Raw genomic sequence first — 15,523 nt, 5'->3', positions numbered from 1 at the left:
AATACGGAAAACAGGGGGATATATATGGCAAAATGGCAGACAAAAGAAGAGTTAGTACAATTATTGAGTAATCTTGTTGAAATTCCTAGTATTACTGGATCAAAAGCTGAAACAGTATTACCAGACTTTGTTGTTGAACAACTATCTAGTCTATCGTACTTCAAGGAGAATCCTAGTCATTTAGAAAAACATCCAACAGGGGATGGACGCTATTTTATTACAGCTTTAGTAAAGAAAGAAAAACATTTGAAAAATACAATTGTTTTAGTGAGTCACTTTGATGTTGTAGATGTAGAGGACTATGGCATATGGAAAGAATATGCATTTCAACCTCAAAAACTCACATCTATGTTTTATTCACATAAAGATGAAGTGCCATATCCTGTTCAGCAAGATATAGAACAAGGTGATTGGCTATTTGGTAGAGGGATAATGGATATGAAGTGCGGTTTAACTTTGCATATGGCAATGGTTGAACAAGCTTGTGAAGGGAGTTTTGATGGGAATATTCTTTTATTAACTGTCCCAGATGAAGAGGTGAACTCTGTAGGAATGAGAACCGCTGTTCCAAAATTATTAGAGCTTGCAAAAGAACACGATCTTCAGTATAAAGCAGTCCTCAATTCTGAACCAATGTTTACATGTTATCCAGGAGATCAAAATAAATATATTTATACAGGATCTATTGGAAAAGTATTACCTGGTTTTCTTTGTTATGGAAAGGAAACGCATGTAGGAGAACCGTTTGCGGGATTAAATGCGAATTATATGGCTTCATTATTAACTGCGGAATTGGAATTAAATACGGAACTTTGTGATATTGTAGAAGGCGAAGCAAGTCCACCTCCGACAAATTTATTGCAAAGGGATTTAAAAGAAGAGTATTCGGTACAAATTCCTCATCGTGCAGTGACATTGTTTAATTTATTTTTATTAGAAAAAACGATGCCAGATGTTGTTTCGTTGCTATATAAAAAGGCAATGGGAGTAGCGGAGAAAATCGAGGAAACGTATGCGAAACAGGCATATCATTTTTCTAAATATAATCCGTTTATACCGCCCAGTCTAAAAGTGAATGTACTCACTTATGAGGAATTGGTTGCTTATGCCATTGAACAACATGGAAAAGAAGCAATTGATAAAATGCAAGCGATTGTTTTGGAAAATCGCGGGGGAAAAGATGACCGTGCAATTACGATTGAACTTGTGGATAGGTTAGCCATTTTATGTAAAGAAAAAGGGCCAATGATCATACTGTTCTTTGCGCCACCTTACTATCCGGCTGTAAGTTCTCGTAATAATCCATTCATTCAAAGCGCAGTAGCAGAACTAGAAAGTTATGGACATGACCAACATGGAGTTACATTTAAAACTCAAAATTATTTTGGCGGAATTTCTGACTTAAGTTATGTAGGATTACAATATCCAGTTGAAGCAATGACTTCACTTGTAGAAAATATGCCTTTATGGAATAAAGGGTATTCGATTCCACTACAAGAATTAGCAGAGTTTAATGTTCCTGTATTAAATGTTGGACCTGTAGGAAAAGATGCGCACCAGTGGACTGAGCGTTTAGATGTAGATTATGCGTTTGAAACATTATTGGATATGTTACCAGTATGTATTGATAGATTACTCGCTAGGAATCAAATGTCACAAGTATAGTTGAAAAGTAGAAAAAAGCTAGCAATTGTAACACAATTGCTAGCTTGTTCTCATTTTTTAATGTATCCAAGCCAAGAAAAGCGGTACAATGACTAAACTAGCTCCAGCGGTTAAGAGCATAGATAAACTTGCAATGGTACCTTCAACAGGACCGATTTCAAATGCTTTCGATGTTCCTGTGCCATTTGCGCTCGTTCCTAACATAATTCCTTTCGCAATCGCTGTTTTAATGCGGCATAATCTAATAAGAGAAGGGCCTAACAGAGCTCCTGTCAATGCCGTCAATACTACGAATACAGCTGTTAATTGGGACATGCCGCCAATCATTTCTGAAATAGCCATTGCAATCGGTGTTGTTACAATGTGTGGCGCTAAACTATGTTCTAGTGATGCATCAATCTTAAAAGCATTTGCTAACAATGCAGAAGTAATAACTGATAAAAAGGAACCTACAACTACATTAATTAAAATAGCACTTGCATGTTTCTTTAATAAATCAAAATATTTATAAATTGGCCATGCAAAAGCTACAGTTGCTGGTTTTAATAGTTCAGTTAACCAATGACTTCCAGAATTATATGTTTCATACGATGTATCGAATCCTAGTAATAAAGCAATTAAAATGATTGGACAAACGAGTAAAGGAGAAAGTAAACTCCAATTCCAACGTTGATACATTTTTTTAGAAATCCAATATGTGAATAGTGTCAATAGTAAACAAAAAAAGCCAATCATTGTACAGATCCTTTCCGCTTCAATAGCAATTCTGTCAAGATTCCTGTAACAAGAGTTACACAAAGAGTACTAATCATAATAATAAAAATGAGATCGATGCCATATTGTGATAATGTATCTTTGTAGCGGATAACAGCGACAGCAGAAGGAATAAAAAATAAAATGAGTTCTTTTAATAAAAAGTCTGCACCATCTTGAATCCACTCTTTTTTCACTAGGTTAAATTTTAACGAAATTAATAATAGAAAAATGCCGATAATACTTCCTGGGATTGGGAGGTGTACTTGCTTTGCAATCCATTCACCTGTCCAAGCAAAACAAAATAATAATAAAATTTGTCCGCTTAATTTCCACCATTTCATACAGTAACCCCCCTTTCATTTCTTTGCATAAAAATGATAAACAAGAATTCATAATTTCTACTATACGTTCTTTCAAAAAGTTTGTCTAATATATAAATTATATGTTATTAATTTATTATACATATTAATTGAAAAGGGTGTCCAAGATGGAATTACGGCATTTGCAATATTTTATTGTTGTGGCAGAAGAGCTACACTTTGGACGAGCAGCGGCTCGTTTACAAATGACACAGCCACCACTTAGTCAACAAATCCAACAGTTGGAGCAAGAAATGGGAGTTATGTTATTTGAAAGAACGAAGCGGAAAGTTGAGCTTACAGAAGCGGGAGAAATGTTTTTAAAAGAAGTAAAGAAAGCTTTTGATCAAATTGAAAAGGCGGTAGAAGTGGCGCAAAGCGCACAAAGAGGGGAAGTAGGATCTCTTTCGATTGGATTTGTGGGAGCTGCTATATACGATATTTTACCTTCAATTGTAAGAGAATATCGAAAGAAATTTCCAAGGGTATCGGTTGCGCTTCATGAATTATCTACACCGGAGCAAGTGCATGCACTTCATGAAAATCGAATTGATGTCGGCTTTTTACGTCCGCCGATTTCAACGCAATTATTAGAACTTGAACCGATTCAAAAACTACCTTGTACACTATGTTTACCAAAAGCACATCCACTTGCGGAGAAAGAAGAAATTCACATTGAAGATTTGAGAGATGAGTCATTTGTCTTTATCACAAGACCAGTATGGCCTGCACTCTATGACACTATATTGTCATTATGCCGCGGAGTTGGTTTTAGTCCGCGCATTGTTCAAGAGGCAACAGAATACCAAACAGTAATGGGATTAGTAGCAGCAGGAATTGGAATCACTGTTATTCCAGTTTCGGCTAATAAGCTATACAAAACAGAAGTTGTATATAAAGATATATATGATTCTAATTTTATAGCTGAGATGTCAGTTGCTTACCGAAAAACGAATAGTAGTCCTGAACTATTAGAGTTTTTAAAAATTGCAAGAGATAAAAAACGAATTGAAGTTGAAAATGAGCTGCCCGCAAAAAACTGCTGATTAAAGTTCCACTTTATAAAAGGAAATGGAGCTGTTTCGTAAGTCGAATTTCTGACAACGAGACAGCTTTTTTCATATTTTGTGAATGAATTTCTAGTAAATCAGTCTAAAGGCGTTAAGTGCATACTTAACGCCTTTTCATTATGAGTTTGTCTAGTGCTTCTTCAGCTAGTAAAGCAAAATACTGTGCACTAATTGGTAATGCTTTTTCATCTAAAGTAAAGGAAGGGTGATGCCATTCATGTGTTCCGTTTGTCCCCATAAAGACGAATGAACCTGGAATTTCTTGTTGATAAAACGAGAAATCTTCTCCTGCCATAGAAGGCTTTGGTGAAATAACTTGCAGCCCCATTGTTTGAGCTACATGAGTAGATAGTTCAGTAAGGTATCCATCATTTTGAACGGCGGGGGGGGGGCCAGGATACCAATGCAGTTCCACTTCAACTCCTAGTGCATCAGCAATACCTTTCACAATACGTTCCATTCGCTGTGGGATTTTTTGACGCGTATCAGCTTGAAACGTGCGAACAGTACCTTCTAACGTTGCTTTTTCAGGGATAACATTCCACGTATTTCCTGAGTGAATGTTTGTTACACTTACAACAGCATTATGAAAAGAACTAATATTTCGACTTACAATGGTTTGCAGTGCCATGACGATTTGAGAAGAAGCTACGATAGGATCTACTCCTGCATCAGGTACAGCAGCATGTGTTCCGACGCCTTTAATTGTAATTTGAAACCGATCTACTCCCGCCATAAGTGGACCTTCTTTAATACCAATTGTACCAACTGGTAAGTCGGGCTTATTGTGCATACCAAAAATAGCTTGTACGTTTTGTAAATGCCCCGCTTCGATTACTTTACATGCGCCGTTTCCACTTTCTTCGGCGGCTTGGAATATAAAGCGAACGGTTCCGCGTAATGAAGATTCTTTCTCTTTTAATAAGTAAGCAGCACCAAGGATCGATGCGGTGTGAAAATCGTGTCCGCACGCATGCATTTTATTAGAACTTTTTGATGCGTAAGGTAAGTCGGTTTCTTCTTGAATTGGGAGCGCATCGATATCGGCACGAAGCGCAATGGTTGGGCCGCCTCTATTACCAGAAACTTCTGCGATGACTCCAGTTTTTAAATTTGTGTCCTTTATTGTGATATTCGCTTCCTGTAACAAATTTTTAATAAATTTTGTTGTTTTAAACTCCTCATAAGATAGCTCTGGATATTGATGTAAGTGACGACGAATCGAGATTAATTTCTCTGTTAATTGATTTGTAATAGCGTTCATTTCGTTTGCCCTCTTCCTCACAATATGTAACTTTTGCATTTTGTTCCGTATAAACAAAAGATATACTACAAAATGTAGCATAAATATATATAATTCGAGAAAAGATTAGAACAGTAAAAAGGATTTCTCATTTTGAGAACCCCCTTTTTACTAAATTATGCAGCAACTTTTTTATGTGTATGATGTTTGCGAGATTTTCCGCGTATTGTGTATGCGATTTGTGGGATTGCGATGCCAATTAAAATAAATGCCACACCAAACCATTGAGAAGCAAGTACCGCCTCTTTTAAAACGAACACGGACATAATGGTTGTAACGGGAAGCTCAGCTGCTCCAAGAATTGTTGCTAACCCAGATCCTATTTTAGGAATGCCAATTGTAAAGGCAATAGATGGAATGACAATACTAAACGTTCCTAGACCTAATCCATATTTCCAAAGGCCTTGTGAAATCGCACCGTTAAAAAGGAATGTTGGTGGGAATACAATCATGACTAAAGTTAATGCACCGGCCATTAATAGAACACCGCGTGGTAATGATGGTACTTCAACCGCCACTTTCCCACTGACAAAGATGTATGTTGCGAATGCAACCGCAGATAATAATCCTAATAAAATTCCTGTTATGTCAAAATCGCCTATGGATTTTTCGACTAATCCGCTCGATAAGAATGTACCCGTTAATAAAAAGATAACCGAAATAACTTTTTCTCTTGATGGCAATGTTTTTGTTGCGATTGCCTCAATAATAATGCCAACCCAAACGAATTGGAATAAAAGGATAATAGCGATGGATGCCGGTACGGTCTGTAATGAAGCGTAATAAAAAATCCCTGTAAAGCTAGCTGAAGTACCAGCGATAAATAAAATGAACATTTGTTTTAACGGGACATGATGTCTCGCAAATAAAAGTGTAATACTCAGTAAAATAAGCCAACCGAATAAATATTGACTACCGACTACTTCCCCAAGTGAAAAGCCTTCCGCGTATGCGAATTTAACAAAGATTGCTAAAACCCCATAGCTACATGCTCCTAATAAAACCAAAAGTGAATAGCGAAGCATAAACAACTCCTCCCATCTATATGAAATTGTTCCTAAACGGACATATATAACTAGATGGAAGTATACAAAATTAAAAATGAAGGGTCAAATGAAAGAAAAGTTCGACATTTTATGGAATAATAATAAAAATATGATATTTATGCATAATCTTTAAATTTATAATAATAAAAGTATTGTAAAATAAGTGTAGAAGTGCATAGAACTATCATTTAAAAAATTTTTTTATAAGAAATAGGTGTATGCATGCGAATGGTTTGTGAAACGTAGAAAGCTTTGTTATGTTATGGGTAACGAGCATCTTAATAATAGAAGGAAAATGAAAACGTTTTATAGAAAAGTGATTGTGCGTAACAATAATCATGTTTTTCATATTCGCATGCTGGAAAGTTTGAATTCATCAATTATCCATAGTATTTTTGTTTGTTTTTGCTACAATATTGAAGAAGAGAGGAGTGAAACGATGCAAGATATTAATATTTTCTTAGCGTTTGGTGCGGGATTTTTATCATTTATTTCCCCTTGTTGCTTACCGCTGTACCCAGCGTTTTTATCTTACATAACAGGAATGTCTGTTTCTGAGCTAAAAGAAGAAAATGCGATGCTTCGTAAAAGAAGTATGCTTCATACAGCATTTTTCTTGCTTGGATTTTCGATTGTATTTATTGCAATTGGTTTTAGTACAAGTTTTCTTGGATCCTTTTTCAAGGACTATAAAGATTTAATTAGACAACTAGGAGCACTTTTTATTATTGTGTTTGGTCTAATCATTGTAGGAGTATTTCAACCAAAGTTTTTAATGCAAGACCGCAAATTTACATTTAAAAGCCGGCCGAGCGGCTATATCGGCTCTATTTTAATTGGGTTAGCGTTTGCTGCTGGGTGGACTCCGTGTACAGGTCCTATTTTAGTAGCGGTGATTGGGCTTGCTACGACAAATCTAGAGTCCGCAATGTTATATATGATTGCATACATACTTGGGTTTGCTATTCCATTTTTTGTCCTGTCATTCTTTATTACAAAAATGTCTTGGATAAAGCGCCATAGTGGAACGTTTGTAAAAGTCGGCGGTTACATTATGATTGTCATGGGGGTTGTTTTATACTTTAATTGGATGACAAAAATCATTGTGTATTTCTCAAGTTTATTTGGCGGTTTCACAGGCTTTTAGTATGATTCCGTGAAATTGTTGGAAATACTAATAGAAAAGCATATAATGAAACTATAATTTTTTATATTGCCAAAAAAAAGGATGAGAACGTATGAACATAGTTGTTTTATCAAGTATTGTTGCGGTATGTATGGCCGTTGGCGCGATGTTTATTCGTCTAAAAGCAGCGAAGAAACCGGCAACATTAAAAAAAATTATTCTTCCACCGTTTTTTATGAGTACGGGGGCACTCATGTATATTTTCCCGGAATTTCGGCTAACACCAGCGGAAATGTTAGAAGCAATTGGTGTTGGATTGTTTTTCTCCATTTTTCTAATTAAAACTTCCAAGTTTGAAGTACGAGGGCAAGACATTTACTTAAAACGTTCAAAAGCATTCGTATTTATTTTAATCGGTTTGCTTGTTGTACGGATTGTTTTTAAAACATATTTAAGTCAATCGCTTGATTTAGGTCAACTGAGTGGCATGTTCTTCTTACTTGCTTTCGCAATGATTGTATCATGGAGAATTGCAATGTATCGCTCCTTTACGAAGTTACAAAAGGAAATGGAAAAAGAAGATGGATTTTATAATGAAAAAGATATGAAATTAACGTAAAAAACCTCAGGGGGAACTTGAGGTTTTTTTATTTTGCTAAAAGAGATTGATAAGAAGAATAATCAATTTCTTTTTCTTGTAATTTTTTAATTAAAAATTTATGATCTCTTTTTGGTGTCGCAATAATATACCCTTTAATAATTAAATCTTCAGTTATTTTTGATGTCTTTGCTTCTAATGCTAACTGTCCAATTTTTCCGGCAATTTTAGAACGTGCAACATCTCGGAAAAGTTCAGGAACTGGGCTGATAAGTTCTTCTAATAGTTGTTTTTGTTCTTCATCCCATAAATGTCTCGTTTGTTCAATGTAATATGCTTCCCAATCTAAAATAGACATGCCATCTTCTTTCGGGAGTCTTTTTAAGAATTTTCGGAACATAAAATATCCACCGATAGACATGAGCCCTAATAAAATAACAGTCCAAGCAATAATAAACCAACTAAACCATCCTTCCAGCAAGTGTATACCTCCTTTACGATAGCTTTTACTAGTATTATAAGCAGTGAGTTTATTAGAAAGCAAGAACGCTTGGTTGATTTTGACCAAGCGTTCTGAATTAAACAAAGTATAGTTGTTCAATGCGTAATATATGATGATCGTCTTCTAAATATTCAATGATCAGTGTGCCTACTTTACGATCTTTATCCTCAGTTGTGAAAATAGAGTAAGAAGTAAAACGTTCTGTTGATAAGCCGCTAATATGTGTAGGGAGGGAAATGTAGTCATTGTCGCGGAAAAACTCCATTAGTTCAACCTCTTCAAACTGTTTGCGATCTACCGGTTGATTTGTGTAGCGACGTTGTAATTGTTTTAAAGATTCATTCCAAGAAATTACTTTTGTATCATATACCATTTGTTCTATCTCCTTACTATATGTAATCGTTAAGAACGTATGTTCTAACTTAGTATATCTCGTTTCAAATAAAAGGGAAAGCAAAAAATAATGTAAGCTTGGCTTTCCAAGCTTACATAAAAGGCGTCCATAATCGTCTCTAGCTTTATTATAAGCGAGATAGAAATAGGAAACAAGGCTCGAAGTATTTTGTTGATAATTTATGATTATTAGTTAAAGAGACTGTAGCATATGCAAGGTTTTTCTATGTATGATGACGAATTTTCTAGAAAATTTGTTTAAAATATTGTATAAACTATTGACGATGAAACTATTTTTGTATATTCTTAAATTAAGAAATATTCAAATAATTATTAAGAAATGAGAGAGTCACATGCTTCTTCAAGGAACACATCGAATTGGTCGTATGGCGATGTTGCTTGCACTTGCAGATGAGAGTGAAAGCTCAGTATTATCGATTCCAAAAGGATGGAAATATTGTACTGGAAAAGTTGGATCTATGAACTCGCAAAAAGTTGTTGCAGCAATGGAAACAGCGGCTAAAAGCAACCAAGTGATTGAAACGGATGTTTATAGGGAAACTCATGCACTTTATCATGCAATTATGGAAGCATTGTACGGGGTAACGAGAGGTCAAATTCAGTTAGCAGACGTTCTTCGTACAGTAGGTCTTCGATTTGCAATCGTACGCGGTACACCATACGATGGAAAAAAAGAAGGCGAATGGGTGGCTGTTGCGCTTTACGGAACGATAGGTGCGCCTGTAAAAGGATCTGAGCATGAGGCGATTGGTTTAGGAATTAATCACATATGATTTGCCCATAGTTTATTAGTGAAAAGGGGGCCTTGCTTTTTAGGACAGAAGTCTGTCTTGAAAAGGGAAGGTCTCCTTTTGCTTTTTTAGGAGGGAAATAAGAATGGTTACGTTAACAGGACATTCATTGACAGTTGAAGAAATGAAGCGATTGCTATTTGAGAGGGAAGGGGTAACAGCTTGCCCTGATAGCATGCAGAAAGTAGCGGAGTGCCGTGAAGCTGTTGAAAAAATTGTAGAAGATGGAAAAGTTGTATATGGTATTACAACTGGATTTGGTAAGTTTAGCGATGTGCTTATTCAAAAAGAGGATGTGAAAGAACTTCAACATAATTTAATTCAATCGCATGCTTGTGGTGTGGGTGATCCATTTCCAGAAGAAGTATCGCGAGGTATGTTAATTTTACGTGCTAATACGATGTTAAAAGGAGTATCTGGTGTTCGTCCACTTGTTGTGAACATGTTATTAGAACTTGTAAATCGAAACATTCATCCCGTTATCCCGCAGCAAGGTTCATTAGGTGCAAGTGGCGATTTAGCACCATTATCGCATCTTGCTCTTGTTTTATTAGGAGAAGGGGAAGTGTTTTATAAAGGAAAGCGCGTTCATGCAATGATAGCTCTTACTGAAGAAGGTCTGGAACCAATTGAATTAGAGGCGAAAGAAGGTCTTGCATTAATTAATGGTACACAAGCAATGACAGCCCAAGGAATTCTTTCTTATATCGAAGCGGAAACACTTGCTTATCAGTCAGAACTAATTGCATCTATGACACTTGAAGGCTTGCGCGGCATTATTGATGCGTTTGATGAAAATGTTCATAAAGCGCGAGGGTATAAAGAACAGATAGAAGTAGCACAGCGTATTCGTAACATTCTTCAAGATAGTAAGCTTGTAACAAAACAGGGGGAACTGCGGGTACAAGATGCCTATTCATTACGCTGTATCCCTCAAGTTCATGGTGCTTCTTGGCAAGTATTACATTATGTAAAAGAAAAATTAGAGATTGAAATGAACGCAGCAACCGATAATCCCCTTATTTTTGATGGAGGGGAAAAAGTGATTTCTGGCGGGAATTTCCATGGGCAACCAATTGCCTTTGCAATGGATTTTTTAAAGGTAGGGATGGCCGAAATTGCGAATATTTCAGAGCGCCGCATTGAGCGTCTTGTGAACCCGCAGTTAAATGATTTACCACCATTTTTAAGCCCTAAGCCAGGTCTTCAGTCTGGTGCAATGATTATGCAATATGCAGCTGCTTCACTTGTATCAGAAAATAAAACATTGGCGCACCCAGCAAGTGTTGACTCTATTCCGTCATCAGCAAACCAAGAAGATCACGTAAGTATGGGAACAATCGCTTCACGTCATGCGCATCAAATTATTCAAAACGTAAGACGTGTACTTGCGATTGAAATGATTTGTGCAATGCAAGCAGCGGAGTATCGTGGTATAGAAGAGATGAGCTCTGCAACGAAAATATTTTATCATCAAGGTCGACAGCAAGTACCTTCTATTACAAATGATCGCATATTTTCAACAGACATTGAAAATATTGCACATTGGTTGAAAACAAGTCCATTCACATTGGAACGTTTAAATGTAAATGCAACATTATAAAAAGGAAAAGGGAGAGATTGAATATGGAAAACGTAAAACAAACAATTCGTGCACCAAGAGGAACAGAGTTGCAAACAAAGGGCTGGATTCAAGAAGCTGCACTTCGTATGCTTATGAATAACTTAGACCCAGAAGTAGCAGAAAAGCCAGAAGAGTTAGTTGTTTATGGTGGCATTGGTCGTGCCGCTCGCAACTGGGAGAGCTATCAGGCGATTGTTGATTCGTTAAAAACATTAGAAAGTGATGAAACGTTACTTGTTCAATCAGGAAAGCCGGTTGCTATTTTTAAATCACATGAAGATGCACCACGTGTTCTTTTAGCTAACTCCAATTTAGTGCCGAAGTGGGCGAATTGGGAGCATTTTCGTGAGTTAGAACAAAAAGGGCTTATGATGTACGGACAAATGACAGCAGGTAGCTGGATTTATATCGGTACACAAGGAATTTTACAAGGAACATACGAAACATTTGGAGAAGCAGCGCGTCAACATTTTGGTGGTTCATTAAAAGGGACATTAACGCTTACGGCTGGTTTAGGCGGTATGGGGGGAGCGCAACCTCTTGCTGTTACGATGAATGGCGGTGTGGTTATTGCAATCGATGTAGATAAACGCAGCATCGAGCGCCGCATTGAAAAAAGATATTGCGATATGTATACAGAATCGTTAGAAGAAGCATTAGCTGTTGCGACAGAATATAAAGAAAAGAAAGAACCTATTTCAATCGGACTATTAGGAAATGCTGCGGAAATTTTGCCGGAGTTAGTAAGCCGCGGTATTACGCCAGATTTAGTAACGGATCAAACATCTGCACATGACCCGTTAAATGGATATGTTCCAGCAGGATATTCGTTAGAAGAAGCTACCAAACTTCGTGCAGAAGATCCAGACCGTTACGTACAATTATCAAAAGAAAGCATGAAAAAACATGTAGAAGCAATGCTTGCGATGCAAGAAAAAGGTGCCATTGCGTTTGATTATGGTAATAATATTCGTCAAGTTGCATTCGATGAAGGATTGGAACATGCATTTGATTTTCCAGGATTCGTTCCAGCGTTTATCCGTCCGTTATTCTGTGAAGGAAAAGGTCCATTCCGTTGGGTCGCACTTTCTGGTGATCCAGAAGATATTTATAAGACAGATGAAGTGATTTTACGCGAGTTTGCTCATAACGAGCATTTATGTAATTGGATTCGTATGGCACGTCAGCAAGTTGAATTTCAAGGATTACCATCTCGTATTTGTTGGCTGGGTTATGGGGAACGTGCAAAATTTGGACGCATTATCAATGAAATGGTTGCAAGCGGGGAATTATCAGCACCAATCGTGATTGGTCGTGACCATCTAGACTGTGGATCTGTAGCATCGCCAAACCGTGAAACAGAAGGAATGAAAGATGGTAGTGATGCGGTGGCAGACTGGCCAATTTTGAATGCATTAATCAATAGTGTGAACGGTGCAAGCTGGGTATCTGTTCATCACGGCGGTGGAGTTGGTATGGGATACTCGCTTCACGCTGGAATGGTTATTGTTGCAGACGGAACAGAAGCAGCAGCAAAACGAATTGAACGCGTCTTAACTTCCGATCCTGGAATGGGTGTTGTTCGCCACGTAGATGCAGGATATGACTTAGCAGTTCAAACAGCGAAGGAAAAAGGCGTTAACATTCCAATGATGAAATAAGGAGGAACACAACATGCTGGACATTTTACTAACGAATATCGGTCAATTATTAACAATGGATCAAGAAGATGGCGTATTAAGACAGGAAGCAATGAAGACGCTTCCTGTTATCGAAAGTGGTGCAGTTGGGATAAAAGACGGTGTGATTATGTTCGTTGGCACAGCGGAAGAAGCAAAAGGGTTACAAGCACGAGAAATCATTGATTGCGAAGGGAAAGTTGTTTCTCCAGGCTTAGTTGATCCTCATACACACCTTGTATTTGGTGGATCTCGTGAAAATGAAATTGCTCTTAAATTGCAAGGAGTACCGTATTTAGAGATTTTAGAGCAAGGTGGCGGCATTCTTTCAACTGTAAATGCAACGAAGAAAGCATCAAAAGAAGAACTGGTAAAGAAGGCGAATTTTCATTTAGACCGCATGTTATCATTTGGCGTGACAACGGTGGAAGCGAAGAGTGGCTACGGTTTGGATGATGAAACAGAATGGAAGCAATTGGAAGTAGTAGCGCAGCTTCAAAAAGAACATCCTATTGATTTAGTTTCGACATTTTTAGGAGCACATGCAGTTCCGAAAGAGTATAAAGGCAAGTCAAAAGAGTTTTTACAATGGATGTTAGATTTATTACCAGCAATAAAAGAAAAAGAATTGGCTGAATTCGTTGATATTTTCTGTGAAACAGGTGTATTCTCTGTTGAAGAGTCGAAAGAATTTTTATTAGAAGCGAAAGAACTTGGGTTTGATGTGAAAATCCATGCAGATGAAATTGATCCGCTTGGTGGTGCAGAAGCGGCGGCAGAGATTGGGGCTGCATCAGCTGATCATTTAGTAGGAGCATCCGATAAAGGAATTGAAATGCTTGCAAATTCTAATACAGTCGCTACGCTCCTTCCAGGAACGACTTTCTATTTAAATAAAGAAAGCTTTGCACGCGGGCGTAAAATGATTGACGAAGGTGTAGCTGTTGCATTAGCGACAGATTTTAATCCAGGTAGCTGTCCAACTGAAAACATTCAGCTAGTTATGAGCATTGCGATGCTGAAACTGAAAATGACACCGGAAGAAGTTTGGAATGCTGTAACAGTCAATTCAGCGTATGCAATTAATCGCGGTGATGTCGCAGGTAAAATTCGCGTTGGGCGTAAGGCAGACTTAGTTTTGTGGGACGCACATCATTATGCGTATGTACCGTATCATTACGGTGTAAGTCATGTAAATACAGTATGGAAGAATGGAAATCTTGCATATACAAGAGGTGACAAAGCGTGGAGCAAAGCCACTATTTAAAGAAAAATGCAAAGTTTATCGATCGTGAAGTAACAAAATGGAGTGATATGATAAAAGGATGGGAGGGGGAAGAAATATTTGGCGCGGCATTAATCGGTGCGCCTCTTTCGAAGCCGTCTATTAGTCATTCTGGCGCATGCTTTGCACCAAAAACGATTCGTACAATGTTAGATGCATATAGCACATACGCGATTACCGAAGAACATGATATGAAAGAAAGTGTCTTATATGACTGCGGTGATATTATGATGCATGTAACAAATATAAAAGAAAGTCATGTTCGTATTGCGAAGACGCTTCAGCATTTGACAAAAGTAAATCCGCAAATGGTACCAATCGTTCTTGGCGGTGATCATTCTATCAGTTTTCCGAGTATAAGTGGTTTTGCAAGTAGTAAAGGGAAAGTTGGCATTATTCAATTTGATGCGCATCATGATTTACGTAATTTAGAAGATGGGGGACCATCGAATGGAACGCCATTTCGTAGTTTGCTAGAGCATGATGTGATTGTAGGAAATCAACTCGTACAAATTGGGATTCGTAATTTTTCCAATGCTCGTACGTACCATGAGTATGCAAAAGAGAATGATATAACGATATATACAATGAAACATGTGCGTGAACGATCCATAAAAGATATAATTACAGAGAGTATCGAAATTTTGCGTAGACAAGGAGTTACAGCTATTTATGTTTCTGTCGATATGGATGTATTAGATCAAGCATTTGCACCAGGTTGTCCAGCAATTGGACCGGGCGGAATGGATAGTATGACATTGCTTGATGCAATCACATACCTTGGTCAAGAACCGCTTGTTCAAGGTATGGATATTGTAGAGATTGATCCAACGTTAGATTTTCGCGATATGACGAGCCGGATAGCTGCTCAAGTCATTATGAACTTTTTACTAGCAAGGGAAACGATCAGTAAGCAAGTTAGCTTATAAGTTTCCAATTTGGAAAAGTGAAGCGGAATATAATATGAAAAAGCATCCTGCTATATGTGTACGAATAAGGGTAAAAAGAGAACGCTTTACGTGTTCTTTTTTACCCTTATTTTAAGATTCAGAGAGAAACGAAGAAGAGAACGGTCGTCTGTAAAAATGTGATTGGTTTAGCGTAATAATTTGTTAAGATTAAGGAATTTTTCACGAATGGAAGTTTCACTTGAAACATGTCCCAAACAGCTGGTTTTTATTTTCTGAATATTTTTACTTTATTTTCTTTGAAAAGCCGGGTAATCCACTGGGATAAAAGCGTTTATCGGTTTTTTGGTAACAACGGAAAAAGTCATTTTCACTTGAAGGAATGAAAAATCTTTGT

General features: G+C 37.3%; 15 protein-coding genes. 9 read left to right on the top strand and 6 right to left on the bottom strand.

Annotation, left to right across the window (positions count from 1 at the left end):
* Positions 1-24: 24 nt before the first annotated feature.
* Complete coding sequence (locus tag MR059_RS16955) at positions 25-1,665, top strand: M20/M25/M40 family metallo-hydrolase (RefSeq protein WP_012094765.1); 1,641 nt, start codon at positions 25-27, stop codon at positions 1,663-1,665.
* Between the two features lie 57 nt (positions 1,666-1,722).
* On the opposite strand, the gene MR059_RS16950 is transcribed toward MR059_RS16955, so the two are convergent.
* Both MR059_RS16950 and MR059_RS16945 read right to left on the bottom strand, forming a co-directional pair.
* Positions 1,723-2,400, bottom strand: coding sequence for an LrgB family protein (locus MR059_RS16950; RefSeq protein WP_012094764.1), 678 nt, complete (start codon positions 2,398-2,400; stop codon positions 1,723-1,725).
* Complete coding sequence (locus tag MR059_RS16945; protein ID WP_012094763.1) at positions 2,397-2,762, bottom strand: CidA/LrgA family holin-like protein; 366 nt, start codon at positions 2,760-2,762, stop codon at positions 2,397-2,399. Before MR059_RS16945 ends, MR059_RS16950 begins: the two co-directional genes overlap by 4 nt.
* A 146-nt stretch (positions 2,763-2,908) precedes the next feature.
* On the opposite strand from MR059_RS16945, the gene alsR reads away from it, so the two are divergent.
* Positions 2,909-3,826, top strand: coding sequence for an acetoin biosynthesis transcriptional regulator AlsR (alsR, locus tag MR059_RS16940; RefSeq protein WP_012094762.1), 918 nt, complete (start codon positions 2,909-2,911; stop codon positions 3,824-3,826).
* Positions 3,827-3,953: 127 nt separating this feature from the next.
* Here alsR and MR059_RS16935 read toward each other — a convergent pair whose 3' ends face one another.
* The gene (locus MR059_RS16935) at positions 3,954-5,114 is read right to left on the bottom strand and encodes a M20 peptidase aminoacylase family protein (RefSeq protein WP_012094761.1); all 1,161 of its coding nucleotides are present in this window, start codon (positions 5,112-5,114) and stop codon (positions 3,954-3,956) included.
* A 155-nt stretch (positions 5,115-5,269) separates the two neighbouring features.
* Positions 5,270-6,178, bottom strand: a complete 909-nt coding sequence (locus tag MR059_RS16930) for an EamA family transporter (protein WP_012094760.1) — start codon at positions 6,176-6,178, stop codon at positions 5,270-5,272.
* Between the two features lie 460 nt (positions 6,179-6,638).
* On the opposite strand from MR059_RS16930, the gene MR059_RS16925 reads away from it, so the two are divergent.
* Complete coding sequence (locus tag MR059_RS16925; RefSeq protein ID WP_012094759.1) at positions 6,639-7,346, top strand: cytochrome c biogenesis CcdA family protein; 708 nt, start codon at positions 6,639-6,641, stop codon at positions 7,344-7,346.
* A 91-nt stretch (positions 7,347-7,437) separates the two neighbouring features.
* Positions 7,438-7,944: a CcdC family protein gene (locus MR059_RS16920; RefSeq protein WP_012094758.1), complete on the top strand. Its 507-nt coding sequence runs from the start codon at positions 7,438-7,440 to the stop codon at positions 7,942-7,944.
* 28 nt (positions 7,945-7,972) lie between these two features.
* Here the strand turns inward: MR059_RS16920 and MR059_RS16915 are convergent, their stop codons facing one another.
* A complete protein-coding gene (locus tag MR059_RS16915) occupies positions 7,973-8,404 on the bottom strand; it encodes a DUF2621 domain-containing protein (protein ID WP_087095169.1) in 432 nt (143 codons plus the stop codon).
* A gap of 97 nt (positions 8,405-8,501) precedes the next feature.
* Entirely contained in the window at positions 8,502-8,798 is a 297-nt protein-coding gene (locus MR059_RS16910) for a hypothetical protein (protein ID WP_041809870.1), read from the bottom strand.
* Between the two features lie 373 nt (positions 8,799-9,171).
* Here MR059_RS16910 and hutP point away from each other — a divergent pair, with 373 nt between their 5' ends.
* From hutP to hutG, 5 genes are all read left to right on the top strand, one after another.
* Positions 9,172-9,612: a hut operon transcriptional regulator HutP gene (hutP, locus tag MR059_RS16905; RefSeq protein ID WP_012094755.1), complete on the top strand. Its 441-nt coding sequence runs from the start codon at positions 9,172-9,174 to the stop codon at positions 9,610-9,612.
* 103 nt (positions 9,613-9,715) lie between these two features.
* Complete coding sequence (gene hutH, locus MR059_RS16900) at positions 9,716-11,233, top strand: histidine ammonia-lyase (RefSeq protein WP_012094754.1); 1,518 nt, start codon at positions 9,716-9,718, stop codon at positions 11,231-11,233.
* A 23-nt stretch (positions 11,234-11,256) separates the two neighbouring features.
* Positions 11,257-12,915, top strand: a complete 1,659-nt coding sequence (gene hutU, locus MR059_RS16895; RefSeq protein ID WP_012094753.1) for a urocanate hydratase — start codon at positions 11,257-11,259, stop codon at positions 12,913-12,915.
* Between the two features lie 13 nt (positions 12,916-12,928).
* Positions 12,929-14,200, top strand: coding sequence for an imidazolonepropionase (gene hutI, locus MR059_RS16890; protein ID WP_012094752.1), 1,272 nt, complete (start codon positions 12,929-12,931; stop codon positions 14,198-14,200).
* The gene (hutG, locus tag MR059_RS16885) at positions 14,179-15,147 is read left to right on the top strand and encodes a formimidoylglutamase (RefSeq protein ID WP_012094751.1); all 969 of its coding nucleotides are present in this window, start codon (positions 14,179-14,181) and stop codon (positions 15,145-15,147) included. Before hutI ends, hutG begins: the two co-directional genes overlap by 22 nt.
* Positions 15,148-15,523 lie beyond the last annotated feature (376 nt).

This window comes from Bacillus cereus group sp. BfR-BA-01522, from assembly GCF_022662635.1.
GTDB classification, from domain to species: Bacteria; Bacillota; Bacilli; order Bacillales; family Bacillaceae_G; genus Bacillus_A; species Bacillus_A cytotoxicus.
This window is presented reverse-complemented; position numbering and strand designations above follow the sequence as displayed.

Coding starts and splice junctions, on each gene's coding strand:
- MR059_RS16955 (WP_012094765.1), top strand. CDS start 25: ATGGCAAAATGGCAGACAAAAGAAGAGTTAGTACAATTATTGAGTAAT.
- MR059_RS16950 (WP_012094764.1), bottom strand. CDS start 2,400: ATGATTGGCTTTTTTTGTTTACTATTGACACTATTCACATATTGGATT.
- MR059_RS16945 (WP_012094763.1), bottom strand. CDS start 2,762: ATGAAATGGTGGAAATTAAGCGGACAAATTTTATTATTATTTTGTTTT.
- alsR (WP_012094762.1), top strand. CDS start 2,909: ATGGAATTACGGCATTTGCAATATTTTATTGTTGTGGCAGAAGAGCTA.
- MR059_RS16935 (WP_012094761.1), bottom strand. CDS start 5,114: ATGAACGCTATTACAAATCAATTAACAGAGAAATTAATCTCGATTCGT.
- MR059_RS16930 (WP_012094760.1), bottom strand. CDS start 6,178: ATGCTTCGCTATTCACTTTTGGTTTTATTAGGAGCATGTAGCTATGGG.
- MR059_RS16925 (WP_012094759.1), top strand. CDS start 6,639: ATGCAAGATATTAATATTTTCTTAGCGTTTGGTGCGGGATTTTTATCA.
- MR059_RS16920 (WP_012094758.1), top strand. CDS start 7,438: ATGAACATAGTTGTTTTATCAAGTATTGTTGCGGTATGTATGGCCGTT.
- MR059_RS16910 (WP_041809870.1), bottom strand. CDS start 8,798: ATGGTATATGATACAAAAGTAATTTCTTGGAATGAATCTTTAAAACAA.
- hutP (WP_012094755.1), top strand. CDS start 9,172: ATGCTTCTTCAAGGAACACATCGAATTGGTCGTATGGCGATGTTGCTT.
- hutH (WP_012094754.1), top strand. CDS start 9,716: ATGGTTACGTTAACAGGACATTCATTGACAGTTGAAGAAATGAAGCGA.
- hutU (WP_012094753.1), top strand. CDS start 11,257: ATGGAAAACGTAAAACAAACAATTCGTGCACCAAGAGGAACAGAGTTG.
- hutI (WP_012094752.1), top strand. CDS start 12,929: ATGCTGGACATTTTACTAACGAATATCGGTCAATTATTAACAATGGAT.